Here is a 25062-nt window from a genome sequence, read left to right as displayed (position 1 = left end):
GGTACTGATATCTCAAATAATTATTTACTTAAAAAGTGTGTATTTTTTACACACTTTTTTTTGTTTTTACACACCTGTATACATATCTATAATTCAGTAGTTTAAATGTAAAATACTGATTATCAGAATTTTAATGTGAAAATTAAGTTGTTGGCATTATTTTCTCTCTATAATTAGCGATAAACAAAACAAATAATAATTTCAAACACACACAAAATGAAAAATTTAATGTTTGCTGCAGTATTGTCTTTAGGTACAATGACAGCTTTTGCTCAAGAAGAAGAAACAGTAGTAGAGGAAGTAACAACAGAAGTAACTGAAGTTGTTGAAGCTCAAGACGAATATGCTGAAGTAGCTGTGGAAGAAGTTCCTGCTGCTATAGCTGAAGCTCTAGAAGCAGCTCATCCAGGTGCAACTATCTCTAAAGCTTATTTAAGTGAAGAGGCTGGTTATAAATTAGAAGTTGCCAAAGAAGATGGCGAAACAGCTGAATTATATGCTGATGCTGAAGGTAACTGGATTGAAAAATAAGAGTATTTAAGTTTATAGTTAAAAAGTTAGTAGAAAAGTCCCATCTTCATATGAAGATGGGACTTTTTGTTGTGTGATAATATTTGAGCAGCACTAATATTTAACTAATAAGTGGGATTGATATATAGAGGAACGCCTAGGTTAATAATAGACGACCGCAATAGGCTGTTTCGTATATATTTTACACAAGTATGTCCTTTAAATACACACTATTACACACTTTTAATATGCTTAAAATAGCATAAATTACTGATAATCAAGTATATAAACTTTATTCGGGTCTTTGGTATCATTATTTCTTTAGTAAAATCAGAACATTTAAAATAAAGCATACGATTATGAAAAGAATATTTATCACAGCAGTTTTCGCATTAGGAAGCCTTTCTGCTTTTGCTCAACAAGAAGTTATAGTAATTGAGAATGCAGAAGTAGAAGCAACTGAAGCCGTAGCTACTCAAGATGATTTTTCTGAAGTATCATCTGATGAGTTACCAGAAGCAGTAACTGCTGCAGTTTCTAAAAACTACCCTACTGCATCTATAGATAAGGCATACACAAATGAGGCAAATCAGTATAAGTTAGAAGTATCTCTAGAAGATGGTACCGCTGGTACACTATATGCCGACGAAAATGGTAACTGGATTGAAATGTAAATAACTTGAGTTATTTGTTTTGTATCAAGTTGGTTTGGTCAGAAAGGGGTTGCAACTGCAACCCCTTTCTATATTTATATAGGTTTATTAACTAATTTTTTTAGAAATGAAGAAACTTGCAATGATCTTGTGCTTTACCATCGTATATGGGTGCGGTTGCTCCGATAATGAAACTATCAAATATGACCTTAATGATTTTGAGTCATCCGCGATGAGCATAATAGCGGAGGAGGGCATTCAGTTTATAAACAAAGAAAAAGAAATACAAATTGCGAAAGTTACCAGCAAAACAACAGAGAACAGGGACCTTAATTCTTCGGACGAGGATAGTTGTTTGGTAGAGTTAGCTGAAAGTCAGAAAAATGAGTTGATATTTGAAAACTTGGGGAGGACGTTTACGACTACAATAGAAAAAAGGGATGAAAATAAATCTCACATAGTTATCTCTGACGGTCCTACGTTTTATGGAGTTAATTATCTGAATACTGAAAATTTAGAAGAAATACTTACGGATTTCAGCTCTGACGGATATGATTTTAGTAGTGTTTTTGTATTAAACTCCGGAAGTCATTCTGGGTTTATAATTTACTCGCCCTTAAACGGAATTCAATTTATTAAAAATGATGACGGTAGTTATTTAAGGCGAACGGAATAAAAGACTTTGGGCTATTTTTTTCAAAATGATTTTATGTTTGACACATTGTAGTTATTACCCGAATTAAACATATCCCAAAGTTTATGAAGGCATATAGGTAAGTTGTTTACTGTGGAATAATTACTCAACTTAAATACAATTTCACAATAATACACACTTTAAAAACAACAACATTTATGTAAATAGCTGATTTAAAGTGAGTTGTTTGTTTTTTGAAATATTGGTATCATATTTTCTATACATTAAGAGAAATCAATTACTAATAAAGAAAATACCTTATAACATGAAAAAATTATTTATCACATCAGTATTCGCATTAGGAAGTTTAACTGCATTCGCTCAAGAAGAGCAGGCAACAGAAGCTGTTGAAACTGCAACGGAGGCTGTAGCACAAGAGCAAGACGCCTTTGCTGAAGTTGCATTGGAAGAAGTTCCAGAAGCAGTTACTACAATGGTAGAGACTAACTACCCAGGAGCTACAATCAACAAGGCTCATAAAAATGAGGCTAACCAGTACAAATTGGAAGTTTCTTTAGAAGATGGTACTTCAGGTGCTCTTATTGTTGACGAAGAAGGAAACGCTATTACGCAATAAGAACAAGTTTATCAGTTCCCCCAAATAATATTGTTACCATTAATTATATATAAAAATAGAACATTATGAAAAAATTATTTATCACATCAGTATTCGCATTAGGGAGTTTAACTGCATTCGCTCAAGAAGAGCAAGCAAAAGAAGCTGCTGAAACTGCAACAGAGGCTGTAGCGCAGGAACAAGATGCCTTTGCTGAAGTTGCATTGGAAGAGGTTCCAGAAGCAGTAACAGCAATGGTAGAGACTAACTACCCAGGAGCTACTATCAACGCAGCACACAAAAATGAAGCTAACCAGTACAAATTGGAAGTTTCTTTAGAAGATGGTACTTCAGGTGCTCTTATTGTTGACGAAGAAGGTAACGCTATCGAGCAGTAAGAATTAGCTTAAAAAATTGCCCCAAAATACCAAGTACATTACCATTAATTATATACATATAAAAAAATAAAACATTATGAAAAAATTATTTATCACATCAGTATTCGCATTAGGAAGTTTAACTGCATTCGCTCAAGAAGAGCAGGCAACAGAAGCTGTTGAAACTGCAACGGAGGCTGTAGCACAAGAGCAAGATGCCTTTGCTGAAGTTGCATTGGAAGAAGTTCCAGAAGCAGTTACTACAATGGTAGAGACTAACTACCCAGGAGCTACAATCAACAAGGCTCATAAAAATGAAGCTAACCAGTACAAATTGGAAGTTTCTTTAGAAGATGGTACTTCAGGTGCACTAATCGTTGACGAAGAAGGAAACGCTATTGAACAGTAAAAAAAGTTAAATTGTCGGAAGAAATTTCGAACCAATTTTAAGAAAGGAACCGTGCTATAACGGTTCCTTTTTTGCGTTTAGACCCTTTTCTAAAAGCATCTTTTATGATAAATTTAGAAGTGAAAGAGCTTTCTTATGCTATTTTTACGTAGATAGATACAGAACACTAGAAAGCTTTTATGCCAAACCTTTTAATCATTGAAGATGATGCCGCATTTTGTCAGATGCTTCAAAAGTTTTTGACAAGACACGGTTATGAAGTAGAGACCAGCTTCACCGCCCCAGATGCCAAGGAAAAATTCGGGAAAACCAATTTTGATTTGATATTGACAGATTTACGGTTGCCCGATTATGACGGTATTCAATTACTGTCCGAGATAAAACAGGTAAGTCCCAAGACCCAAGTAGTGGTAATGACAGGATATGCCGAAGTGGGTACAGCAGTAAACGCCATGAAAAAGGGAGCGTTCGATTATATTTCAAAACCTTTTACTCCAGAAGAAATAATAATGATTTTGGATAATGCATTAAAAGTAGAGAATACTTCAGCTCAAGCAATATCAGCAACACTCAAAGAATCTGAGGAAACTCCTAAAACTAAAAGTGCCAAGTCAGTTGCTGAAAAAGTAACTCCCAGTTCCATCGTAAAAGGAGTAAGTGATGCATCCAAAAAACTTGAAGATTATATAAAGTTAGTTGCTCCTACAGATATGTCGGTTTTAATTACTGGCGAAAGTGGAACAGGTAAAGAGGTAACAGCAAGGGCCATACACAATAACAGCAAAAGAAGAGATTTCAAATTCATAGCGGTAGATTGTGGGGCTATTCCAAAAGAGCTGGCCACAAGTGAATTTTTTGGGCACATAAAGGGGAGTTTTACAGGAGCCGTAGAAGATAAAATTGGAAATTTTGAAGCGGCTAACAAAGGAACTTTGTTCTTGGATGAAGTGGGTAACCTCTCTTATGAGAACCAAATTCAGCTACTTAGAGCACTTCAAGAACGTAAAATAAAACGTGTAGGTAGCACAAAAGAAATTGATGTTGATTTGCGAATAATAACCGCTACCAATGAAGATTTGACTGAGGCTGTAGAGAAAGGAACTTTTAGGGAAGACCTTTTTCATAGGTTAAACGAATTTTCTATTCAAATTCCTTCTTTGGAGGAACGATTTGAAGATTTAATGCTTTTTGCCGAGAATTTCTTAAACAAGGCAAATGCCAGTTTGGATAAAAACGTAGATAGTTTTTCATCAGAAGTATGGGAGGTATTTCAGCAATACCACTGGCCGGGCAATTTAAGAGAGTTACAAAATGTGGTGAAACGTGCGGTTTTGTTAACCACAGGAGACGAGGTGCAAATGGATGCCTTACCACGGGAAGTACTGCAGCCACAGGAAAAGGAAGTTGCGGTTGAGAATTTTTCAAAATCGGAATTTGAAAAAGACCGGATTATTAAGGCCTTGAAAAAGACAAATTTCAACAAATCTAAAGCGGCAAAATTACTTCAGGTAACCAGAAAAACACTTTACAATAAAATCAACCATTATAATCTGGACTTGTAGACAAACGATCTTCTAGTTCAACTATGAGTTCCTTTACATGGTGTTTCAAGGCTTTAAAAGAATTTAAGAGCAGATCTGGACTAAGGTTCTTAGGGGTTCCAACCTCCATTTTTTCTAGTATGGTTACACAGTTTTCTACTTTTAATTGACGAAACATAGGTAGCATACGGTGAGCAACTTGGTTAACCTGTTGGTAATCGTTTGCTGTAACCGTTTCATCAAGAAGTTTCATATTTGTTTCGGTATCGCTCAAAAAAGTCCGCAGTACATCTTGGATGGCGTCTTCATTGTTCCCTAGGAAAGAATGTATAATATCTAGATTATATAGTTTGGGGTCTAATGCTGTAATCTCTTGTTTTTCTTCTACTACTTCCTGTTTTTGGGTAGCTATGCCTAATAACTTTAGGGTGGCCACAAGCTCGCCTTTGGTAAAAGGTTTTTGTAGAACTTGAGAGAACCCCACACCAATATAAGCCTCTGGGCCTAAATCCCTTCTGCCCGTCATAGCAATAATAGGTTGCTTGGTGTAGTGTTTGTAATTACCGGATTGTAACTTCTTTAAAACTTCGAATCCGGTTACTTGTGGCATTTGAATATCAGTTAATACTAGATCATAAGCCAAATGAGAATCTTTTTCAATAGAAAGAAAGTTGGTAAAGGTATGCGCCGTTATGCCCATGCTCTCTGCTAATTCTTGCAACATATGTAACAATGCCGTATCATCATCAATAATTAACATTCGGAGTTTTGGTGCCATGTATGGGAGTTCTTTGCTGGGTTTTTCAACGGCATCAGTAACCTCTAATGGTAATTGTAGTATAAATGTGCTTCCAGAACCTAATTTACTCTCTAGGGTTAATTTTCCTTTTAGTAGCTCTGCGAGTTTTTTGGAAATAGTCAATCCCAATCCGTGACCCCCAAACTTTTTATCGATATTATGATCGGCTTGAGTAAATTCTCTAAAAATAAGATGTTGTTTGTCTTTTGCAATACCAATACCGGTATCCATTACCTCAATTTTAGCAGATAAGGCTTTATTTTTCCCTTTTTCTGCAGTTGCGGTAATTCTTATCTCACCATTTTCTGTAAACTTAAAGGCATTGCCCATTAAATTAGTGAGTATTTGCCGAATCCTGAAAGGATCACCCAAAACCGTTTGTTGCAATTGTGGGCCTATTTCCAAAACTAACTTTAATCCTTTGTTGGCATGAATTGCCTGAAGATTTTCTGCCGTTTCTTGGATGAGGTGAGCAGGAATAAAAGGAACTTTCTCAATTTTAAGTTTGCCAGCTTCCAGTTTGGAGAAATCCAATAAATCGTTCACTAAATTGCCTACATATTCGGAAGCGGATTTAACGTTTTTTATGTATCCGTTCTGCTTTTTGGACAACTCGGTGCTCTCTAAAAGTTCAGAATAACCACTAATGGTATTTAGCGGTGTGCGAAGGTCATGACTAACCGTAGAAATAAGTTGTTCCCTACTTTTTAAAAGCGACTCCGAGAATTTCTTCTCTTTTTCTAATCGTATTCTGTAGGTCTGAACTTTCCAATAATCCCTAGTAATTAAAAAAGAGAAGATTCCAACAATTAAAAAACCAAGTAGTGCAGCCATACCGGCTATTCTGGTAGTTCTTTTTAACGTGTCGCGTTTTACAATACTGGTGTTGTAACTGCTAGATATGATTTCTTTCTCAAATGCGGCAATGATATTTTGAAGTTGACGAGACAATTCCAAGTCGTTTCTGTTAACTTCAATCTCTTTTTGAGCCAACGAACGCTGTGATCTAGAATCTGCAAGTTTTGCTTTTCTCAGCATAGCCTTAGATACATTCAATATAGAATCTACATACGCAGCATTTTTAATGGTGTTGTCCGAATCGGGAACGTTTTTGCTTATAAGTAGTGCATACTCACGAAGTGAATTTTGAACTTTTGGGGATAATTGGTTGAAGTTTGTAAAAAGGTTTTCGGCAGAAAATTTACCGAAGGACTCTTCTATTTTTTCAAATTCTTTAAGGGCCTTATCCAATGAATTGGCAGAGTTGCTTTTGCTCTTCAGGCTTCGTAGCTCGTTATTGTTACTTACTTTTTGGCTTAATAATATCTGTAGACTATCTAGTAAACTTTTCTGTTCATCGCCCAACATCAACTGTTTTAAGGTGTCTATTTGTACTTGAATAGAATCGATTTTAAGGGCATACCCATCAAAATTAATTTTCTCATCACTTTGTAATGCCATTTTAGATAGACTCTCGGCCTCATAAAGGTTGGTCATTAATGAACTTGTACGCAATAACTTTTCATCGTTAACATCAGAGGTTTCCGTAGAAATATAGGTCTGTATTTCCGTGTAAACAAAATAGCCCACACCTGCTGCTAGTAGTGCCAAAATAAGGTAACTAGTAACAATTTTTAAGGTGAACTTATTTTTGGATTTTTTTGAAGCGTTTACCATATTTCCATTTTGCAAAAAAGTGTTTCTAAAAATACGTATATAAAGCGCATAGGGTTTACAAATAAGCGTTAATTGTTTGTTCCATATGCTTTAAAAGGCCTTGTATAAAAGGTCTTTTGGTAGAATTAGTTATGAAATGTGAAAGCCTAGACCTATATTTGCCGAATCTCAAAGGGGTGCGAACTCTTGATTTGGTAGAAATGTGAATAAATGTCATATCTGCCTCAAGATAAGCTGAGATTATACCCAATGAACCTGGGCGGGTAATGCTGCCAAGGGACAGTGATTTTTCACTTCTTGGAATATTTATGCTTGTCCTCAACCGGACGAAATTCAATTTAAAAATAAGAATAACGCCCCTTTTATTCGTAGCTAACTTATACGAATGAAGTACTTTGTAATGCTTTTGGTCTGTTCAGCAATGACCACCCAACTTTTTGCACAAGAAAAAAAAATTGACTCTGTAGAAGGGAAAAAAATAGATCTAGATGAGGTTTTTGTTTCCGCCATTAGAGTCAATAAAGCAACTCCGGTAACCTTTTCCAACCTTAAGAAAGAAGAATACGCATCGCGTAACTTGGGTCAGGATATTCCAATTCTTATGAACTTCTTGCCAGGAGTTGTAACTACATCAGATGCAGGTGCAGGAGTGGGTTATACAGGCATTCGTGTGCGTGGTAGTGATAATACACGGGTAAATGTTACTATAAACGGCATACCTTATAACGATTCTGAATCTCATGGTACGTTCTGGGTAAATATGCCGGATTTTGCATCGTCTACGGAGAGTTTGCAGTTGCAACGTGGTGTAGGTACGTCAACCAATGGTTCGGGTGCTTTTGGTGCTAGTCTAAATTTATTGACGGATGCCGTTTCGGATGAAGCGTATGCCCAAATTTCATCTTCGGTAGGTAGTTTTAAAACACTTCGTAATAATATCAAATTTAGTACAGGATTATTAAATGACCATATTGAAATTTCAGGGCGATTGTCTAGAATAACTTCAGATGGGTATGTAGATCGCGCTTCTTCAGATTTGGATTCCTATTTTTTACAAGCGGCTTACACAGATGATAATACACAACTAAAAGCATTGCTTTTTGGAGGGCATGAGGTTACTTATCAATCTTGGTTTGGATTTGACCCTTCGCCGATTAATCTCATTGGGCAAGATGATAACATTGATTCGAATCGTTCTTTTAATATTGGCGGTGTGAAACTTGATGACAATGGCGATTTAGAAGGCTTTTATGATAAGCAGGAAGATAATTACAGGCAAAATCATGCTCAATTTCTTTGGAACGAAAAGCTATCGGATTTATGGAGTTTTAACCTTGCTTTGCATTTTACAAATGGACGTGGTTTTTTTGAAGAATATGTTGATGATTATTACTATACCAATGTTTTATACGAAGGGGATTCACAATTAAATTTTATTGGTCGCGACAATTTCATTTTAAATGGCGAAGAAATCACTTCTACCGATTATATCCGGCGTCGCTGGTTGGACAACAAATTTTATGGGACAGTTTTTTCTGCTAATTATACCAAAGATCGTTTGGATGTCATTTTAGGCGGAGGCTGGAATTCCTACCAAGGCGATCATTTTGGAGAAGTAATTTGGGCGCGTTATTCAAATGATAATCAGATTCGTGACCGCTATTATGAAGATGATTCCAATAAAACCGATTTTAATTTTTACACTAAGGCAAATTATGGCTTAAATGATAAGTGGAGTCTCTTTGGGGACCTGCAATACAGAAGAGTGGGTTATTTGGCAAATGGAGAAGAAACAGGTCTGGTAGATGATACATTTCATTTTTTCAATCCTAAAGCCGGCGTTGTGTTTGATTTGAACAGAAACAATAATTTTTATTTCAGTTATGCGGTTGCCAATCGTGAGCCTAATAGAAATGATTATGAAAGCGGAAGCCCAAAACCGGAAAAACTGAACGACTTTGAGTTGGGGTGGCGTTATGTTTCTAATGCTTTTCAGTTAAATACCAACGCCTATTATATGAGGTATAAAGATCAGTTGGTTCTAACGGGTCAATTGAATGACGTTGGGGCACCATTGCGTGAAAATGTTGGAGACAGTTATCGTGCGGGTATTGAGTTGGACGCCAATATTCTTATAGGAAACAAATGGCAAATACAACCTAATATAGCTGTTAGTACTAATAAGAATTTAGATTTCTTTTTTGAAAGAGATGGAGAACTTCGTGAGTTGGGGAATACCAATATTGCGTATTCGCCAAATGTCGTTATTGGAAATAGCATTGCTTACTCCCCGGTTAAGAACTTTAGAATAGCTACTTTATCTAAATATGTTGGTGAACAATATATGGGTAATATAGATTCGGAAAACTCAGTTTTGGATGCCTATTCACAGACAGATTTGAATATACAGTACGTTCTTGATTTTAAATCGGTCATCAAGAGTATTACATTATCTGCTTTGGTGAATAATATCTTTGATGAGGATATAGTTTCTAACGGCTATTTCTATACCTATGATGATGATAGTTCAGGGTCTGTTCAGACTATTGAAGGCGCTGGCTATTATCCGCAAGCAGGAACTAATTTTTTGTTAGGAGCAACTGTTAGGTTTTAATCTTTATGTTAGAATTTTATTGAGTCAAAAACTTGTTGAATTAGTTCCTTTCCTTATGATAAGCTGTCTTTAAATCCGTTATTTTTACTACGGATTCAAAGTGGTGCTATTATGAAAGATACAACGCTAAAAACAAAAATATGCTGGGGTATATTAGGATGCGGTAACGTAACCGAAGTTAAAAGCGGACCTGCCTATCAAAATACAGAAGGTTTTGAAGTTGTCGCAGTTATGCGTAGAGATGAAGCGAAAGCGGCAGACTATGCGAAAAGACATGGTGTTGCCAAGTATTACTCGGATGCAGATGCGCTTATAAATGACACTGAAGTAGATGCCGTTTATATTGCTACCCCTCCGGATTCCCACAAATATTATGCGTTAAAAGTGGCCGCAGTGGGAAAACCTTGTTGTATTGAAAAACCAATGGCGCCCAACCATGAGGAAAGCTTAGAAATTATTAATGCTTTTGAAGATAAGGGTTTGCCCTTATTCGTTGCTTATTATCGCCGTTCGTTGCCTCGTTTTTTACAGGTGAAAGAATGGTTGGATGCCAATAAAATTGGAGAAGTACGTCACATTCGTTGGTTCTTAGGAAAACCGCCCAATGCTATAGATTTGAGTGGGGAATACAATTGGCGTACTGATGCAAAAGTAGCTCCTGCAGGTTATTTTGATGATTTGGCGAGTCACGGTCTAGACCTTTTTGCTTTTTTATTGGGAGATTTTGAAAATGCTTCTGGTGTCGCTTTAAATCAACAGGAGCTGTATACCGCTAAGGATGCCATTACCGGGCATTGGTTACACAAGAATGGAATTACCGGTTCCGGTACTTGGAATTTTGGTACCCAACAAAGAGAGGACAGTGTTGAAATTTTTGGTAGCGGAGGCAAAATCAGCTTTTCGGTTTTTGAAGATACCGATGTGGTGCTTAAGAATGAAGAGGGTGAAAAAAGACTTTTTATAGAACATCCAAAACACGTGCAACAGTTCCATGTAGAAAACCTGAAAGCAGACTTATTGGAAGGGCAAGGGCACCCATCAACAGGAAAAACGGCCTTGCATACCAGTTGGGTAATGGATAGTATTTTGGGAAATCTCTAATATTCCGTATCCAATCTATCCGAAGAATAAAACCATATTTATCTATTTAAAAATGAAAAAGGTACCTGCTTTTGGAAGCAAGCTACGCAAGAGTATCGTAGCCGTTCCAGAGATTATTGACGAGTGCTCTGGTATTCGTGTTTTTGGACAATTGCTAAAATCGTTTTTGTTCAGTACAGATGTGGCCATTATTAGAAATACCAACGCCAACGCCATCATAGCTGTTTATCCCTTTACGCCACAGCCCACAATTTCCCATGCATTGATACTGGCGGCCGATAAGCCTATTTTCTGTGGAGTAGGAGGTGGAATTACTACAGGTAACCGATCGGTTGAATTGGCGGTTCATGCAGATTTTCAAGGGGCTTTGGGGGTAGTGCTTAACAAACCGGCACCTAATGACCTTATAAGGCAGTTGAAGGATAGAATAGATATTCCGGTTACCATTACCATCGTTTCGGAAAAAGATGATATAAAAGGAAGGATAAAGGCCGGTATTGATATTTTTAATGTCTCGGGCGCAGGAAAAACAGCGGATATTATTAAACGTATACGAGATATAAATGATGAGGTCGCCATTATCGCCACAGGAGGAAAAACAGATGAAACCATTTTATCTGCTATAGAAGCCGGAGCCAACGCTATATCTTATACCCCACCTTCCACAGGGGAGCTGTTTAAAGGTATTATGGATAAATATAGGAACGAGTAGTGGTTAATTGGAAACCAAAACAATGTTACCACTCCTAACAACACGGTATTCCAGCATATCATAGCGCCGCTCTCCATCATCAGGGGCATTTGTTAAAGAGCCCGTAAAAAGATTGTACGTGTAGTCTTCACAGCCACAAGTTACTTCAATTCCGTTTAATTGTGTTGTGGAGCAATCGTTAGGTACATGGTTTGGGCAGGAAGCTTCAAACGCTCTATATTGGTCAATACCTGATTGGATTACATATACGCCTTTTAGTCCTACACCTGCATTTTGAATAAAAACCACACTACCAATATTGGTAAGCTTACTATAAAGAGGCAGATTGAGATTCATATCAAACCGAAATCCAACTTCTTGCAGGTAAGGATTGCGGATTACGCCATCATTATTGCACGAGAGTAAGAATATCATAAGAAGAAAGCTAAGAAAATGCTTCATAGAAGGAATGTGATTTAAAATGCGTGAAACAAAATTGAACAAAAATTATGTATATTTGCGTTAAATCCTCTCTAAAATTAGCCATCGATATATCGGCTTGTGTAGAGGATTTTCTTATTTTACAAGATTATTAAATGAGTATAACATGAGTAACGTATCTTACTATACTAAAGAAGGATTACAAAAATTAAGGGAGGAGCTTAATCATTTAAAAGATATTGAACGTCCAAAAGCCTCTCAGGCTATAGGTGAAGCAAGAGACAAAGGTGACTTGTCTGAAAATGCCGAATATGATGCTGCTAAAGAAGCACAAGGTCTTTTGGAACTTAAGATTTCCAAGATGGAGGAAACGCTTTCCAATGCGCGTCTAATAGATGAATCGCAATTAGATACTTCTAAGGTTTTAGTTCTATCAACCGTAAAGTTGAAAAACCAGACCAATGGAATGGAGATGAAATACACTTTAGTTGCGGAGAGCGAAGCCGATTTAAAGACAGGAAAAATATCCGTTAATTCCCCTATAGGAAAAGGTCTATTGGGTAAAAAAGTTGGTGAAACCGCAGAAATTAAGGTACCAAACGGTACTTTAAAGTTTGATATATTAGAGATTTCAAGAGCTTAAAAACAATCACTTATGGCCTCAATCTTTACAAAAATCATAAATGGCGAAATTCCCTGTTATAAAATAGCGGAAGACGATAATTATTTTGCTTTTCTAGATATCAATCCAAATGCCAAAGGACATACGTTGTGTATTCCAAAAAAAGAGGTAGATAAGATTATGGATCTAGATGAAGATACTTACATGGGTCTTATGGCTTTCTCACGAAAAGTAGGTATGGCCATAGAAGCATCTATAGATTGCAAAAGAGTGGGTATGACCGTTATTGGTTTAGAAGTGCCTCATGTACACGTGCACTTAATTCCACTAACAAATATGCAGAATGCGACTTTTCAGCATAAAGTGTCTCTTTCTGAGGAAGAATTCAAGGAAACTGCAGCCAAGATCGTAGCAGCACTCTAATAATTTTTAGTGCAGTAGGAAATAAACCCCGGCGGCTACTACAGCAACTAGTAATAGGGTAAGTATCCAGAATAAAGAGGTGAAAGTAACTGAACTACGGTCTGGAACGACCATTTTTTGATAATATTTAAAACTTCGCTCAATATCATCTGTCCAGCTTACAGGATAAATATTGGTTCCACATTTATTACATACTATTTTATAGGTAACTTCATTAGTAATGGACTTGAAGAGTTTGCCTTGCCTGTGCTTTTGGTAAAATGAAAGTTTCAAATCTTGATTAAAACATTCCGGACAATTGTTTGTCAGGTCTGCCTCTTTAATAACCACTAACTCTTCCTTTGCCATTTTACTGCGTCTAAAAAATATAAATTTAATAATGCTTAATTACAACCTTCTAACTTAAGGTCTTTAGTGTAAGTTGCATAACTGTTCCCTGTTTATTCGACGAAAGTACTTTAATCTTCCCCTTATGGTACTCTTCAACTATTCTTTTTACCAAAGAGAGCCCTAATCCCCAGCCTCTTTTTTTACTGGTTACTCCAGGATTAAAAATAGCTTGGAAGTTACTTTTGGGTATGCCGTGTCCCGTATCGGCAACATGAACGTGTACCTGTTTACCCTCGTTTATAATTTCAATATGAATACTTCCCTTCCCTTTCATGGCGTCAATACCGTTCTTGACCAAGTTTTCTATCGTCCAGTTAAAAAGAGATTTGTTCAACATAACGTCAAGGTTTTTAACGTTAGAGGAGAAAGAAAATTCAATGAGTTTAGAGCTGCGCAATTTAAGATATTCATAGGCATCCTTGGTTTCTTTAACTATATCATGCGTGTTTAATTTTGGCAAGGATCCAATTTTAGAAAACCGCTCCGTTATGGTTTCTAGCCGAGAGATATCCTTGGCTATTTCTTTTGTGATTTCAGGATTGATATTTTCAGTTTTCAAAAGCTCGTTCCAGCCCAATAAAGAAGAGAGCGGTGTGCCAATTTGATGCGCTGTTTCTTTGGCCATACCGGCCCATAATTTATTTTGTTCAGATGCTTTGTTCGTTTTAAAGAAAAAGAAAATGACCGCTGCAAATAAGAATATAATAAGCAAAAGAGCAATAGGGTAATATTTAAGTTTGTTCAACACCTCAGAATTCCCGTAGTATAAGGTAGCCAAATGAGTGCCCTGTTGATCAATTGAAATTGGGGTGTTCTCATTTTGAAATTTTAAAATCTGATTTTGAATATAAACGGAATCGCCAACTTTTTCAGTAGACATATTGTTGGTCTTTACAGAACCATCTTTATTTACCAGAATCATTGGTGTAGATGTGTTGTTCTGAAAAACTTTTAGGTGAAGGTTTCCTAAATCCATCTCCTCCGAAGACTGCTGAAACTCCGATTGTGCCGTTGCCCAAATCTCCATTTTAAGACGTTCCTCTTCCTTGAATTTCTTAAAAAAACTATTGGTGTTTAGCAAGATAAGACTCACAATGCCAAAAGAAGCAATGAGCAAAATAAGATTAGAAGATTTGTTCTTGGGACTAAAATTCATCCGGATAAATAGCTTTTAGAATCCGTTCATGCCTGTCATTCACTAAAGCAAGAACTCATCAAATATAATGTAAATAAGAGGAAAAAGAGAGATGTAAAAGTACGAGCGTTGCTTAAGGTCGTATAATGTCTAAATACTTTTAAGTGTGTAGTTTTATTCTTACCCAATTAAAGGTTTTAAATGGTATTTATTTCTATTTTAGAGGAAATGCAAAACTAAACAACCCATGAAAATCACCCTCCTCATACTATCCCTATTATTGGCCCTAACAGCCTGCAATACCCAAAACCCAACTCACAAAGAAACCGTCACAACATATTACCAAGCATTTGATAGTGGTGATTTCAATACTATAAAAACAGTTGCAAATGACAGTCTAACCATAGTCTCCGGTGATTTTGTTGTACCCTATAATCACGTTAGTTTGTATGAAATGTTTAAGTGGGATTCTATATTTAGATCATCTTATGAGATAATAGAAATGGAGGGAAAAGGTACTGAGGTTATTGCAACCATAGGGCAAAAGAATCTTCGTAATGCGTTTTTGCAAAAGAATCCGCTCAAGTATCAGGTTAAAATCTCTTTTACCTCTGATAAAGTCTCAAAAATTGAAGAATTAGGATATACGGATAATGATTTTAGCGTTTGGTCGGCAAAAAAAGATACGCTCGTGAGTTGGGTTAAGGAAAATCACCCTGAACTAGATGGTTTTGTTAATGATATGACCATGACCGGAGCAATGAATTATCTAAGGGCCATTGAGTTCTATGAGTCTGAAAGTAAAGCTCAGTAGTACTATCTTTAAAACACCCAATTTCCATACCTTTGCCCTATGGCAAAAGAAATGATTTCAATACTTCCAGAAGCGGTTACTACCGCACAGTTACACGGTTATCTTTTAGGAGCTGTAGGGCCTAGGCCTATCGCATTTGCAAGTACGGTAGATGAAAAAGGAAATCCCAATTTATCGCCTTTTAGTTTCTTTAATGTGTTTAGTGCCAATCCGCCAATATTGATTTTTTCTCCTGCAAGACGCGTACGGGACAATACAACCAAGCATACCTTACAAAATGTGCTGTTGACTATGGAGGTTGTCATCAATATTGTGAATTATGATATGGTACAACAGATGTCCTTATCCAGTACCGAGTACGGAAAAGAGGTGAATGAGTTTGAGAAATCAGGACTCACTATGTTGCAATCCGATATTGTGAAACCATTCAGGGTGGCAGAATCACCGGTACAGTTTGAGTGTAAAGTAACTAAAGTTGAGGCTTTAGGTCGTGAGGGAGGCGCTGGTAATTTAATCTTCGCAGAGGTAGTAAAAGTACATTTAGACCTGGATGTATTGAACGAAAACGGAGTTATTGATCAACATAAAATAGACCTGGTGGCTCGTATGGGCGGTAACTGGTACAGTCGCGCAAATATGGGAATGTTTGAAGTCCCAAAACCACTTTCTACTTTGGGTGTTGGTATTGATACTATACCAGAACATATCCGGCTAAGTACGGTTTTGACCGGAAACGATTTGGGTTTGTTGGGAAATGTAGAGGAAATTCCGGATGCTGATGCGGTTAGGGAATTTGTGGGGAACCATGTAGAAATACGTTCCCTTCTGAGTGGCGGAGAAAGAAAACCGTTAGAATTAAAGGCCCAAGAATTTATACGACAAAAGGATGTGCTTTCTGCTTGGAAGGTTTTATTAGCGGAGTAATACTACTGGAAAACCAGTATTTTAGTAGGGTTTGGTTTGTGTGAAGTGTTCTAGTGGAAATTAGCATTCACTAAAACGGTTATAATCCTATGAGAACTCTTCTTCTTGCAATTTTTGTTTTCATTTTTTGCACGCCACATGCGTTTTCTCAAAATGCAAATGCAAACGATAGTCTTGATACGAATTCATATATAACGTTTAGTCCGCTTTCTTTATTAGATATCCATTCGCCCAGATTACGTTTAGGATATGTGCAACATTTAGGAGGGAACTGGAAAATGGGACTTGATCTAGGAGCCGGTGGCGGAACTGGTTTGTTTTCGAACAGAGAAGCTGAGAATGGTTCACTCTTTGAGGTGCGCCCGGAACTCTATTACCAATTAGGGAAAGGAGCAAGAACACCAAAATATATTGCTGTTGAACTCTTTTATATTGAAGAGTTCATTACCTTATTGAACGATGGGTACGAACGAAAAGATGGAGTAAATTTTCTTTATGATAAGGTTGATTTTACCCGACAGAAGTATGGTATGCACTTAAAATTTGGATTGTTCTTGAACCTAGGGCGTCATTTTGGATTTAATTTTTATGGAGGTGTCGGTTTTAGATTTAAAGATATCGTTTTTGATAACTTAGTAAATGCTAGGGAAGGAACGGTAGAGCGTTCTGGACATGGGTTTAGAACGGTCTATGAAAAGGAAGAAAACAATTTTAGGCCAAACCCCACTTTAGGCTTTAAACTCTTTTACAAGCTTTAAAAGGAGGTAAAGCAGAAAGAGCTTTTGTTTAAAAATAAGATGGCCAAAGGTTTAAGTAGAATCTGTTATTTGAATTAAAATTTTATATAGGATGTTGCTGATAACCTTTAATAACTTCTGCTTGTTTTTTTAGGTGGATTTTACGATTAAAACTACTTTTATGCACATATTAATTAGTTCACATATAATTCATAATCATGGAAGTTCAAGGAAAAGTAAAAATGGTAGGAGAAACCCAAACGTTTGGTAACAACGGGTTCAGAAAGCGCGAGATTGTAGTAACTACAGAAGAGCAATATCCACAGCATATAATGGTAGAGTTCGTACAGGACAAAACGGACTTGTTAAACAACTTTAAAGTAGGGCAGGATGTAAAAATCAGCATTAACTTAAGAGGTAGGGAATGGACAAACCCACAAGGTGAGGTGAAGTATTTCAACTCTATCCAAGGTTGGAGAATTGAAGGCGTTCAAGCGGAACAAGGTGGGGCAGGAATGCCTCCAGTGCCACCAGCAGAAGCTTTTCAGCCAGCTGATAATCTTAACGAAGAAGATCATGACGATTTGCCTTTCTAAGCATAAAGTCTTTGATTAAAATTCAAAAGCCCTATAGGATTGATATCTAATGGGGCTTTTGTTATTTTTGATACCTATTAAAACTAAAAAGTGTCAGGCCAAGAACGTAAAAATTCCTTGATTTTTTTATCCGATAGTTTGGTGTTCCCATCTGTGGAAAATGCCAATGAAGAAGGATTATTGGCAGCTGGTGGGGATTTATCCGTAGAACGTTTGTTGTTAGCTTACAAAAGCGGAATCTTTCCATGGTTTAATGATGATGCATTAATATTTTGGTGGAGCCCAAATCCGCGAATGGTCTTATATCCTCAAAATGTCAGGATCTCTAAAAGTATGCGTAAAGTACTGCGCGATGGCCGTTTTCGATTAACCAAAAATACCTGCTTTAAAGAAATTATTGAAGCTTGTTCCAGTGTTCCTAGAGAAAATCAGGATGGGACTTGGATAACGGATAATATGAAGAATGCCTATTTGGAAATGCATAAAAACGGATATGCTGCCTCTTACGAGGTTTGGGAAAATAAGGTACTGGTTGGCGGGCTTTATGGTATTGACCTCGGAACAATTTTTTGTGGTGAAAGTATGTTCAGTAAAGTAAGCAATGCTTCTAAATTTGCATTTATTAAACTAGCACAAGAGCTAGAAATAAGAAATTATAAACTCATAGACTGCCAAATACACACAGACCATCTTGAAAGCTTAGGTGCGGAAGAAATTCCGCGTAGCGAATTCATTAAAATATTACAAGCTGAAAATAAGTGAGGTAAGCAAAAAGTATATGTGGTGCGTGTTTTTGTTGTAATCTTCGGCGCGATACTCAGCACCTACTTCTAACCTGGTTTCCCGGTTAAGTAAATAACCAAAATGAGAAGTGAGTCGCTGGTCATAAATAGGTTTTCTGCTTTCGGCTACACTAAGAAGGGGTTCTGCCGAAATAGAGAAATAGGGTTCTCCAATATCCAGTTTTTCACCTTTTAAAGGTGCGTTCAACGAAAGTCGGTACCGAAACCGATGTATTGTTTTTTCGGGTGTAATGCGTTGTTCCGCTCTAAAGCGGTTTCCCAAGGTTAGATTTCCATAAGTGTGCGAAAATTTATATTGCTCGGTTATCCTAAGCTCATTTTCACCTGGAGCGTCAAAAGTATTTCTAAAACGGTATTGAATTCCTACTCCCAAACTCTGGTGAAAGCCAACCTTTAAAGTAGAGAAATGAGAAAGGTCAACTTGTCTTGTGCGATATGAAAAGTTGTCTTCATAAATAAACGCACGTTGTGCAATTTTAAAGTTGTGCGAGTAATTTGAACTTACCTTGTAGTTTAAAGAAATATCCGGTTGAAAGTATCCGGTAACGTTTTCTTGGCTAAAGGTGGTAATGCTGAAAAAAAAGCTTAAAACTATAACAAAGCTTTTAATATAGTACATGATCATAATTGGGTGGTAATGCTTTCTTGATCAGTTCAAATTTTCCATCGGCATTAAATAGAATTTCAAATTGCTCAAACTCTTTTTCTTTTTTACCGTTTACAACAAGTTCATATTTAATGGAGGGTAACATTAGGTTTTGAAAGGCCTCTTTTAAGGTTTGGTCTATATCTTCACCATCCGAAATATATTGTTGTTGGATTTTTTTTACACGGAACTTTTTAAAATTGTTTTCTAAATATTTGGTGATTTTGGTATACGTATCGTTTGGGATATCTACCGGTTGAATTTCAATTTCAATATCTTCAAGAATACCTTCTGTATTAAATTCTATACTATATCGTAGGCGGTCTTTTTTAAACTTGGCCTCGTAACTAACTTTGTTGCCGTCTATCTCCTTGTAAAAACGAATACGCTTGGCGTTAACCAGCTTTTGATGTAGGAACAGCCGTGCGTTCTCAGGAAACTGAGATTTCTTTATGCGATGTTCTCGCTCACTTTTTATTTGAGCAAAAGTGGTGCCTGTACTCAGAAAAACAAATAGCATCAAAAATAAAAGCGACTTAAAATTCATAGGATTTAAATTTCTTAAACTTCATTATATCTAAAGCAAGACATCTCATGGTCGTTTACCATACCTGTAGCTTGCATAAAAGCATAAACTACAGTGCTGCCTACAAACTTAAACCCTCTTTTTTTAAGGTCTTTACTGAGCGCATCGGAAAGTGCCGTAGTAGCTGGGGCCGTTTCATAGTTTTCTACATTGTTCTTTATGGGGGTATCGTTTACAAACCCCCAAACATAGTTACTGAAACTTCCAAACTCTTCTTGCACTTTTATAAACGCCAAAGCATTGGAAACTGTTGCCCGTACTTTTAATTTGTTTCTGATAATTCCTGCATCTTGTAGTAGCTCCTGAATCTTTTCTTCTTCGTAAGTGACAATTTTTTTATAATCGAAACTATCAAATGCCTTTCTAAAGTTTTCCCGTTTCCTTAATACCGTTATCCAGCTTAGCCCTGCCTGAAAAGTTTCCAATACCAAAAATTCAAATAGTAAGTTGTCTTCTTTTACTGGTGAGCCCCATTCTTCATCATGGTAAGCCTCATAAAGTGTGTCTCCTTTGCACCAACCGCATCTTTGTTTCTCCATGTTCAGTAATTATCCTTCAAAGGTATGAATATACATTGTGATCCATATATGCTATGTGTCCATGCAAATATAATACTCAGTTAATCTAATGGTAATCTTGAATATGTTTTTTAACTGAATCTATGTGGTATCTTGCGACTTTTAAAAACACACTATAATGAAAAACTTTACTATTGAAATCGTGGGATTGATATTTCTCACAACCATATTGTCTTGTGAGCATATGGACGATATTATAGGTAACGGAGATAACCAGGATACGAGCATATCAAGTCTACAATTTGTGGATGAGTATGTATTACCGGACGGCACAATGTATGCAGATACCCAAGTTGGCGGGCTTTCCGCAATAGATTATGCAGACGGAAAATGGTATATGATAAGTGACGACCCTAAAGCACCTATTCGCTTTTATACTGCAGATATTGAGCTGAACGAAAACGGATTCAAAAATGTATCCATCAATGGGGTTACGGAATTACTTAATGGAAATAACTTGCCCTTTGCAGATGGTGAAGTAGACCCTGAGGCTATTCGTGTTACTCCAGGGGGTAGTTTGTTATGGTCCAGTGAAGGGAATGTCAATGGAGGTGTAGATCCTTTTATTCGTTTAGCTAATGCAGACGGGTCATACAAATCCAATATTTCATTATCGGAAAAATTCAAGGTGTCTGCTGAAGAGAATCGCGGCCCAAGACACAATGGCGTCATTGAAGGACTGTCTGTTGCGTATGACAGTGTAGGATATTGGGCTTCTATGGAGCTGCCTCTTTCTCAAGATGGTCCAGAACCTATGGTAGAGGATACAGACTCTCCAGTACGTATTGCATATATTGATTCATCAGGTGCTTTCGGAAAAGAATTCGCTTATGAGTTGGACCCGATTGCCAGAAAGTTTGATGAAACATCATTTACCGTAAATGGTGTCGTTGAAATTCTAGAATATGATGTTGATAGGTTTTTGGTCTTGGAACGTTCTTTTTCAACAGGATATGCAGACGGTGGTAACAATGTTAAGATTTATGACGTAGATGCTTCTGATGCCACGGATGTAAGTGATATGAACAGCCTTCTGGATGCGGAATACAAAAAAGCGACCAAGAAATTGTTGTTCGATTTTGAAAGTGTTCGTAGCCAACTGACAGACGGAGTAGTAGATAATATAGAAGGAATTACATTTGGTCCTGAATTAGAAAACGGAAGCCGTTCGTTGGTTTTGGTAGCGGACAATAACTTTAGTGCTTTCGGTCCACAGTTAAATCAATTTATATTGCTTGAAGTAAAGTAAATTGCAAATATTAATTCTTTCAAAAGTCCGTTATCCTTTGGTATAACGGACTTTTTCTTTTTAAAGGGTAGTAAAACGAGAGGTTTGTAAGTTTTTTTTAAAAAGTACTACCAATGTTACCCAAGTTACCAACGCAGAAAGGACTGAGTGTTAACTTTGTTATCAAATTTTAAAGAAAATCAAAATGGCATCACCTACAACAGAAAATAACACGCAGGAATTAATAGGAAAAGCACTTTCGCAAGCTATTTCATATGAAGATTATCGCGCAATGGTCAATCAATTGGCCTTAGAAGGAAAAGCCACGGGGCCGGAACAATCAGAAGCCTTGGCTAATTATACCATGCTTAATGATCGCCGTATGAAGCGTTTTGACAAGACGGTAAAGGTGAGTGAAGAAGCTGCTACTACAATTGCCAGGCTAGATAAAAGAGTGCAATTTATTGTTTTAACTGAAAGTTGGTGTGGAGATGCTGCTCCCGCATTACCGGTAATCAACAAAGTTGCTGAGCTAAATGATAATATAGATTTAAAGGTGGTATTAAGGGATGAGAATATAAGCCTTATGAACCGGTTTTTGACCAATGGTGGTATGTCTATTCCTAAATTGATTGTCTGGGATGCGGAGAACCAAGAGGTGTTAGCGGATTGGGGTCCAAGACCAGAGCCTGCTGCAAAGCTAGTAGCAGACCACAAAGAGAAGCACGGAAAGTTATTGCCGGAAATTAAAGAGGAAATTCAGCAATGGTACAATAAGGATAAAGGGCAAACAACCTTGAAAGAATTGTTAACGCGCCTTCCCTTGAAATAGATAGGTGATGGTTCCTTTTTGAACTGACTTTTCGCCTGAGCTAAATTTAGCTTTTAGGGCATACGCAATAGCATTGTCTATTAAGCATCCATTAGAAGTACCGGAACTTTTAGAGTTGTAATCAGCATCTACTACATTGCCCATTGCATCTACTTGAATGTTCACAACAACTTTTCCTCCTTCAATACAAGTGTAAATAGGGGGAGGTAATCTATAATTGCTTCGGTTTACCAAAGAATAGGAAACAGAAGTGCGGCGTTTTGCCAGATTGTTGGTGAACTCTTTTTTCTGTGCTTCTTTTTCACCTAACATTTCTTTAGCTTCCTTGCGCTTCTTTTTCAGTTCTTTTACGCGTTCTGCATATTCTGAATCAGAAAGCATGTCATCACTTGGATTATCGCTATTTTCGGCTGCCATTTTTTCTTCTAGCAGCTCTTCAAGCGTTTTTAGGGGTTCTGGATTTCCGTAACTAGGCTTAGCAGTCTCGTTATAGGCCATATGACTCTTTATAGGGTCTGCTTTCTCAATTTCACGCTCTAGTTCTTCCTTCTCCTCAAGAAGCTCTTCAATATCTTCCTCGAGCATCATTTCAACCACATAGTCGTCTTCCTCTTTTTCTTGGCCCAAATGAATGTTGTATAGTGCCAACACAATTATGGACATCGAAAAGAAGGTAATTAGGAACGCTAAATGTTTACGGTTCAGGCTCATGGTGATATAACCACAATTTTAAAAAAATATTTCAATTATTCGTTGAACGGAAAAACTATCTTTATTTTTTTACGATTCTCTCGTTTTACCTAGTAGATTTTCCGCAAATACATTAGGATCAATGGCTTTATTTACGTTGAAGTCTCCTATTTTGGTTCTTCTCAGCTCAGATAAATGCCCTCCACTCTGCAATGCTTGCCCCAAATCATGTGCCAAAGATCTAATATAGGTACCTTTACTACAAACTATCCTGAATTTAATATTTGGGAGTGCCATTTCAGTAATTTCAAAAGTAGAAACGTTTACACTTCTCTTTTTTATTTCAACTTCTTTGCCTTCTCTGGCATATTCATAAAGTCGCTTACCGTCCTTTTTTAAAGCAGAAAATACGGGAGGACGCTGTTCAATATCACCTATAAACTGAACCAGCGTTTCATTAAGCAATGCTTCCGTAATATGTTCGGTAGAGTAGGTTCGGTCAACCTCGGTTTCTAAATCGTAAGAAGGAGTGGTTGCACCAAGGGTTATGGTGCCTGTGTACTCTTTTGCCTGTCCTTGTAGTTCAGGTATTCGTTTGGTGAACTTTCCGCAGCAAATAATTAAAAGACCAGTAGCTAAGGGGTCCAAAGTTCCCGCATGGCCAATTTTAAATTTCTTAAGCTTGAATTTTGAGCGAATAACCCATTTCAATTTATTTACGGCCTGAAAAGAAGACCAACCACGGGGTTTGTCTATTAGCAGTATTTGTCCGTCAAGAAAATCTTCTTGGGTGCGAGAATCCATATAAAAAGTATTAATCCCTGTTGAAGTAAGGCTTAAAATAGTTTAGCCCATATAACCGTAGCCAATAGCTATCACACCTACAATAAGGCAGTAAATGGCAAAGTAAGAAAGTTTACTCTTTTTTACCAATTGGATCATCCAAGTACAGGCAGCAAGACCCGCAACAAAGGCGGCAATAAAACCAGCGCCCATAGCAACGTTGTTGCCACCGTCAAAATTAAGATCTCCGCTCATTAGGTCTTTTCCTATTTTTCCGAAGATTAAAGGGACTACCATTAAAAATGAAAAGCGTGCCGCTTTGGTTTTGTCTACGCCCAAGAGTACAGAAGTAGAAATGGTTGCCCCACTTCTAGAAATACCGGGTAGCATGGCAATGGCCTGAGAAATACCCACAATAAAGGCGTTTTTGAAACTTACTTTCTTTTCAGTGTCTTTCGCTTTATCGGCAAAATATAAAAGTACTGCGGTAATGATGAGCATAAAGCCTACAAACCTTACGTTACCACCAAAAAAGGCTTCCAGTTGTTCTTCAAAAAAGAGACCTACAAAAACTGCAGGTAACATAGATATGATAATTTTTACAGAGAATTGCGCTTCTTCGTTCCACTCAAATGTCAAAAGTCCGCTGATGATTTCCCAAATATCCTTCCTGAAAACAACAATGGTGCTCAAAGCAGTAGCCGCGTGTAGCACTACTGTGAACAAAAGACTTTCTTCAGGTACTGAATTATCGCCTAGTATAGCTTTACCTAATTCTAAATGTCCACTTGATGATACGGGTAAAAATTCGGTCAATCCTTGAATGATACCGAGAATGATTGCGTCTAGCGTCTCCAAAATTAATTTTTCTTGTGCGGATTCAACAAAATGGCGTATATCTCTATGCCTAGGCCAATTAAAACTAGAGTAGGTGCCAATCGTATTCTTCTAAAACTGTAGATGTCTTCATTAAATACATTAGGGTCATCACTGCCACCACCGCTCATAAGTATAAAGCCAAGAGCAATAAATGCTAGACCTACAAAAAAGAAGGTGTAGTTCTTTTTCTGAAAAATGAATTCTTTCTTTTCCTTGTGGCCTGTCTGTTCTTTGAAATTTTTACCCATGCTGCAAATTTAACGAAGTTCTGCTTAAAAAAGTTTATGGTATTAAAGGTTTATTGTTCGTAGTGTGTTTCTAATGAAAATTAAC

30 protein-coding genes are annotated in these 25062 nt (G+C 37.1%); 19 read left to right on the top strand and 11 right to left on the bottom strand.

Annotated features, from left to right (window positions below; genetic code table 11):
• The first annotated feature begins 216 nt into the window (after window positions 1-216).
• From KO521_RS14390 to KO521_RS14360, 7 genes are all read left to right on the top strand, one after another.
• Window positions 217-531, top strand: a complete 315-nt coding sequence (locus KO521_RS14390; protein WP_215940580.1) for a hypothetical protein — start codon at window positions 217-219, stop codon at window positions 529-531.
• Window positions 532-869: 338 nt separating this feature from the next.
• Window positions 870-1184, top strand: a complete 315-nt coding sequence (locus KO521_RS14385; RefSeq protein ID WP_215940579.1) for a PepSY-like domain-containing protein — start codon at window positions 870-872, stop codon at window positions 1182-1184.
• A gap of 106 nt (window positions 1185-1290) precedes the next feature.
• Window positions 1291-1839 carry a hypothetical protein gene (locus KO521_RS14380; protein WP_215940578.1) on the top strand — a complete coding sequence of 183 codons (549 nt, stop codon included), beginning with the start codon at window positions 1291-1293 and terminating at the stop codon, window positions 1837-1839.
• Between the two features lie 283 nt (window positions 1840-2122).
• On the top strand, window positions 2123-2434 hold the full coding sequence (locus tag KO521_RS14375; RefSeq protein ID WP_215940577.1) for a hypothetical protein: 312 nt from the start codon (window positions 2123-2125) through the stop codon (window positions 2432-2434).
• A gap of 65 nt (window positions 2435-2499) precedes the next feature.
• The gene (locus tag KO521_RS14370) at window positions 2500-2811 is read left to right on the top strand and encodes a hypothetical protein (RefSeq protein WP_215940576.1); all 312 of its coding nucleotides are present in this window, start codon (window positions 2500-2502) and stop codon (window positions 2809-2811) included.
• 76 nt (window positions 2812-2887) lie between these two features.
• On the top strand, window positions 2888-3199 hold the full coding sequence (locus KO521_RS14365) for a hypothetical protein (RefSeq protein ID WP_215940575.1): 312 nt from the start codon (window positions 2888-2890) through the stop codon (window positions 3197-3199).
• Between the two features lie 179 nt (window positions 3200-3378).
• The gene (locus KO521_RS14360; protein ID WP_215940574.1) at window positions 3379-4761 is read left to right on the top strand and encodes a sigma-54-dependent transcriptional regulator; all 1383 of its coding nucleotides are present in this window, start codon (window positions 3379-3381) and stop codon (window positions 4759-4761) included.
• Here KO521_RS14360 and KO521_RS14355 read toward each other — a convergent pair.
• Window positions 4736-7216 (bottom strand): hybrid sensor histidine kinase/response regulator, encoded by a 2481-nt coding sequence (locus tag KO521_RS14355; protein WP_215940573.1) that lies wholly within the window; start codon window positions 7214-7216, stop codon window positions 4736-4738. The two genes, KO521_RS14360 and KO521_RS14355, sit on opposite strands and share 26 nt — an antisense overlap.
• Before the next feature lie 385 nt (window positions 7217-7601).
• On the opposite strand from KO521_RS14355, the gene KO521_RS14350 reads away from it, so the two are divergent.
• The 3 genes from KO521_RS14350 (at window position 7602) to KO521_RS20675 (ending at window position 11643) form a co-directional block, all read left to right on the top strand.
• Window positions 7602-9830, top strand: coding sequence for a TonB-dependent receptor (locus KO521_RS14350; protein WP_215940572.1), 2229 nt, complete (start codon window positions 7602-7604; stop codon window positions 9828-9830).
• A gap of 111 nt (window positions 9831-9941) precedes the next feature.
• Window positions 9942-10931, top strand: coding sequence for a Gfo/Idh/MocA family protein (locus KO521_RS14345; RefSeq protein ID WP_215940571.1), 990 nt, complete (start codon window positions 9942-9944; stop codon window positions 10929-10931).
• Between the two features lie 52 nt (window positions 10932-10983).
• Window positions 10984-11643 (top strand): hydrolase, encoded by a 660-nt coding sequence (locus KO521_RS20675; RefSeq protein WP_215940570.1) that lies wholly within the window; start codon window positions 10984-10986, stop codon window positions 11641-11643.
• Window positions 11644-11646: 3 nt separating this feature from the next.
• Here KO521_RS20675 and KO521_RS14335 read toward each other — a convergent pair whose 3' ends face one another.
• Entirely contained in the window at window positions 11647-12084 is a 438-nt protein-coding gene (locus tag KO521_RS14335) for a hypothetical protein (protein WP_215940569.1), read from the bottom strand.
• A gap of 145 nt (window positions 12085-12229) precedes the next feature.
• Here KO521_RS14335 and greA point away from each other — a divergent pair, with 145 nt between their 5' ends.
• A complete protein-coding gene (gene greA, locus KO521_RS14330; RefSeq protein WP_215940568.1) occupies window positions 12230-12706 on the top strand; it encodes a transcription elongation factor GreA in 477 nt (158 codons plus the stop codon).
• 12 nt (window positions 12707-12718) lie between these two features.
• Window positions 12719-13108 carry an HIT family protein gene (locus KO521_RS14325; RefSeq protein WP_215940567.1) on the top strand — a complete coding sequence of 130 codons (390 nt, stop codon included), beginning with the start codon at window positions 12719-12721 and terminating at the stop codon, window positions 13106-13108.
• 6 nt (window positions 13109-13114) lie between these two features.
• On the opposite strand, the gene KO521_RS14320 is transcribed toward KO521_RS14325, so the two are convergent.
• The gene (locus KO521_RS14320) at window positions 13115-13456 is read right to left on the bottom strand and encodes a hypothetical protein (RefSeq protein ID WP_215940566.1); all 342 of its coding nucleotides are present in this window, start codon (window positions 13454-13456) and stop codon (window positions 13115-13117) included.
• Window positions 13457-13505: 49 nt separating this feature from the next.
• Entirely contained in the window at window positions 13506-14654 is a 1149-nt protein-coding gene (locus KO521_RS14315; protein ID WP_215940565.1) for a sensor histidine kinase, read from the bottom strand.
• Window positions 14655-14880: 226 nt separating this feature from the next.
• Here KO521_RS14315 and KO521_RS14310 point away from each other — a divergent pair, with 226 nt between their 5' ends.
• The 5 genes from KO521_RS14310 to aat all read left to right on the top strand — a co-directional run bounded on the left by KO521_RS14310 (window position 14881) and on the right by aat (window position 18466).
• Window positions 14881-15447, top strand: a complete 567-nt coding sequence (locus tag KO521_RS14310; RefSeq protein WP_215940564.1) for a hypothetical protein — start codon at window positions 14881-14883, stop codon at window positions 15445-15447.
• Between the two features lie 39 nt (window positions 15448-15486).
• Window positions 15487-16371 carry a flavin reductase family protein gene (locus KO521_RS14305; protein WP_436801490.1) on the top strand — a complete coding sequence of 295 codons (885 nt, stop codon included), beginning with the start codon at window positions 15487-15489 and terminating at the stop codon, window positions 16369-16371.
• An 89-nt stretch (window positions 16372-16460) separates the two neighbouring features.
• Window positions 16461-17129, top strand: coding sequence for a hypothetical protein (locus tag KO521_RS14300; RefSeq protein ID WP_215940563.1), 669 nt, complete (start codon window positions 16461-16463; stop codon window positions 17127-17129).
• Window positions 17130-17326: 197 nt separating this feature from the next.
• On the top strand, window positions 17327-17704 hold the full coding sequence (locus KO521_RS14295) for a DUF3127 domain-containing protein (RefSeq protein WP_215940562.1): 378 nt from the start codon (window positions 17327-17329) through the stop codon (window positions 17702-17704).
• Window positions 17705-17794: 90 nt separating this feature from the next.
• A complete protein-coding gene (gene aat / locus KO521_RS14290) occupies window positions 17795-18466 on the top strand; it encodes a leucyl/phenylalanyl-tRNA--protein transferase (RefSeq protein ID WP_354668209.1) in 672 nt (223 codons plus the stop codon).
• Here the strand turns inward: aat and KO521_RS14285 are convergent.
• The 3 genes from KO521_RS14285 to KO521_RS14275 are packed head-to-tail and all read right to left on the bottom strand — an operon-like array spanning window position 18446 to window position 20278.
• A complete protein-coding gene (locus tag KO521_RS14285) occupies window positions 18446-19126 on the bottom strand; it encodes a DUF2490 domain-containing protein (RefSeq protein ID WP_215940561.1) in 681 nt (226 codons plus the stop codon). The two genes, aat and KO521_RS14285, sit on opposite strands and share 21 nt — an antisense overlap.
• Entirely contained in the window at window positions 19113-19700 is a 588-nt protein-coding gene (locus KO521_RS14280; RefSeq protein WP_215940560.1) for a hypothetical protein, read from the bottom strand. Before KO521_RS14280 ends, KO521_RS14285 begins: the two co-directional genes overlap by 14 nt.
• A gap of 14 nt (window positions 19701-19714) precedes the next feature.
• Window positions 19715-20278: a DNA-3-methyladenine glycosylase I gene (locus KO521_RS14275; protein WP_215940559.1), complete on the bottom strand. Its 564-nt coding sequence runs from the start codon at window positions 20276-20278 to the stop codon at window positions 19715-19717.
• A 157-nt stretch (window positions 20279-20435) separates the two neighbouring features.
• On the opposite strand from KO521_RS14275, the gene KO521_RS14270 reads away from it, so the two are divergent.
• Window positions 20436-21566, top strand: coding sequence for an esterase-like activity of phytase family protein (locus KO521_RS14270; RefSeq protein ID WP_215940558.1), 1131 nt, complete (start codon window positions 20436-20438; stop codon window positions 21564-21566).
• 184 nt (window positions 21567-21750) lie between these two features.
• Entirely contained in the window at window positions 21751-22377 is a 627-nt protein-coding gene (locus KO521_RS14265) for a thioredoxin family protein (protein WP_215940557.1), read from the top strand.
• Here the strand turns inward: KO521_RS14265 and KO521_RS14260 are convergent.
• From KO521_RS14260 to KO521_RS14245, 4 genes are all read right to left on the bottom strand, one after another.
• Window positions 22354-23040, bottom strand: a complete 687-nt coding sequence (locus KO521_RS14260; RefSeq protein WP_354668208.1) for a hypothetical protein — start codon at window positions 23038-23040, stop codon at window positions 22354-22356. The two genes, KO521_RS14265 and KO521_RS14260, sit on opposite strands and share 24 nt — an antisense overlap.
• Window positions 23041-23157: 117 nt before the next feature.
• Window positions 23158-23871, bottom strand: a complete 714-nt coding sequence (gene truB, locus KO521_RS14255) for a tRNA pseudouridine(55) synthase TruB (RefSeq protein WP_215940555.1) — start codon at window positions 23869-23871, stop codon at window positions 23158-23160.
• Between the two features lie 42 nt (window positions 23872-23913).
• Window positions 23914-24708 carry an undecaprenyl-diphosphate phosphatase gene (locus KO521_RS14250; protein ID WP_215940554.1) on the bottom strand — a complete coding sequence of 265 codons (795 nt, stop codon included), beginning with the start codon at window positions 24706-24708 and terminating at the stop codon, window positions 23914-23916.
• Between the two features lie 2 nt (window positions 24709-24710).
• A complete protein-coding gene (locus KO521_RS14245) occupies window positions 24711-24977 on the bottom strand; it encodes a DUF3098 domain-containing protein (protein WP_215940553.1) in 267 nt (88 codons plus the stop codon).
• Window positions 24978-25062: the final 85 nt, after the last annotated feature.

Origin of the sequence: Zobellia uliginosa (genome assembly GCF_018860745.1) — a bacterium.
GTDB classification, from domain to species: Bacteria; Bacteroidota; Bacteroidia; order Flavobacteriales; family Flavobacteriaceae; genus Zobellia; species Zobellia uliginosa_B.
This window is presented reverse-complemented; position numbering and strand designations above follow the sequence as displayed.

Coding starts and splice junctions, on each gene's coding strand:
- KO521_RS14390 (WP_215940580.1), top strand. CDS start 217: ATGAAAAATTTAATGTTTGCTGCAGTATTGTCTTTAGGTACAATGACA.
- KO521_RS14385 (WP_215940579.1), top strand. CDS start 870: ATGAAAAGAATATTTATCACAGCAGTTTTCGCATTAGGAAGCCTTTCT.
- KO521_RS14380 (WP_215940578.1), top strand. CDS start 1,291: ATGAAGAAACTTGCAATGATCTTGTGCTTTACCATCGTATATGGGTGC.
- KO521_RS14375 (WP_215940577.1), top strand. CDS start 2,123: ATGAAAAAATTATTTATCACATCAGTATTCGCATTAGGAAGTTTAACT.
- KO521_RS14370 (WP_215940576.1), top strand. CDS start 2,500: ATGAAAAAATTATTTATCACATCAGTATTCGCATTAGGGAGTTTAACT.
- KO521_RS14365 (WP_215940575.1), top strand. CDS start 2,888: ATGAAAAAATTATTTATCACATCAGTATTCGCATTAGGAAGTTTAACT.
- KO521_RS14360 (WP_215940574.1), top strand. CDS start 3,379: ATGCCAAACCTTTTAATCATTGAAGATGATGCCGCATTTTGTCAGATG.
- KO521_RS14355 (WP_215940573.1), bottom strand. CDS start 7,216: ATGGTAAACGCTTCAAAAAAATCCAAAAATAAGTTCACCTTAAAAATT.
- KO521_RS14350 (WP_215940572.1), top strand. CDS start 7,602: ATGAAGTACTTTGTAATGCTTTTGGTCTGTTCAGCAATGACCACCCAA.
- KO521_RS14345 (WP_215940571.1), top strand. CDS start 9,942: ATGAAAGATACAACGCTAAAAACAAAAATATGCTGGGGTATATTAGGA.
- KO521_RS20675 (WP_215940570.1), top strand. CDS start 10,984: ATGAAAAAGGTACCTGCTTTTGGAAGCAAGCTACGCAAGAGTATCGTA.
- KO521_RS14335 (WP_215940569.1), bottom strand. CDS start 12,084: ATGAAGCATTTTCTTAGCTTTCTTCTTATGATATTCTTACTCTCGTGC.
- greA (WP_215940568.1), top strand. CDS start 12,230: ATGAGTAACGTATCTTACTATACTAAAGAAGGATTACAAAAATTAAGG.
- KO521_RS14325 (WP_215940567.1), top strand. CDS start 12,719: ATGGCCTCAATCTTTACAAAAATCATAAATGGCGAAATTCCCTGTTAT.
- KO521_RS14320 (WP_215940566.1), bottom strand. CDS start 13,456: ATGGCAAAGGAAGAGTTAGTGGTTATTAAAGAGGCAGACCTGACAAAC.
- KO521_RS14315 (WP_215940565.1), bottom strand. CDS start 14,654: ATGAATTTTAGTCCCAAGAACAAATCTTCTAATCTTATTTTGCTCATT.
- KO521_RS14310 (WP_215940564.1), top strand. CDS start 14,881: ATGAAAATCACCCTCCTCATACTATCCCTATTATTGGCCCTAACAGCC.
- KO521_RS14305 (WP_436801490.1), top strand. CDS start 15,487: ATGGCAAAAGAAATGATTTCAATACTTCCAGAAGCGGTTACTACCGCA.
- KO521_RS14300 (WP_215940563.1), top strand. CDS start 16,461: ATGAGAACTCTTCTTCTTGCAATTTTTGTTTTCATTTTTTGCACGCCA.
- KO521_RS14295 (WP_215940562.1), top strand. CDS start 17,327: ATGGAAGTTCAAGGAAAAGTAAAAATGGTAGGAGAAACCCAAACGTTT.
- KO521_RS14285 (WP_215940561.1), bottom strand. CDS start 19,126: ATGTACTATATTAAAAGCTTTGTTATAGTTTTAAGCTTTTTTTTCAGC.
- KO521_RS14280 (WP_215940560.1), bottom strand. CDS start 19,700: ATGAATTTTAAGTCGCTTTTATTTTTGATGCTATTTGTTTTTCTGAGT.
- KO521_RS14275 (WP_215940559.1), bottom strand. CDS start 20,278: ATGGAGAAACAAAGATGCGGTTGGTGCAAAGGAGACACACTTTATGAG.
- KO521_RS14270 (WP_215940558.1), top strand. CDS start 20,436: ATGAAAAACTTTACTATTGAAATCGTGGGATTGATATTTCTCACAACC.
- KO521_RS14265 (WP_215940557.1), top strand. CDS start 21,751: ATGGCATCACCTACAACAGAAAATAACACGCAGGAATTAATAGGAAAA.
- KO521_RS14260 (WP_354668208.1), bottom strand. CDS start 23,040: ATGTCCATAATTGTGTTGGCACTATACAACATTCATTTGGGCCAAGAA.
- truB (WP_215940555.1), bottom strand. CDS start 23,871: ATGGATTCTCGCACCCAAGAAGATTTTCTTGACGGACAAATACTGCTA.
- KO521_RS14245 (WP_215940553.1), bottom strand. CDS start 24,977: ATGGGTAAAAATTTCAAAGAACAGACAGGCCACAAGGAAAAGAAAGAA.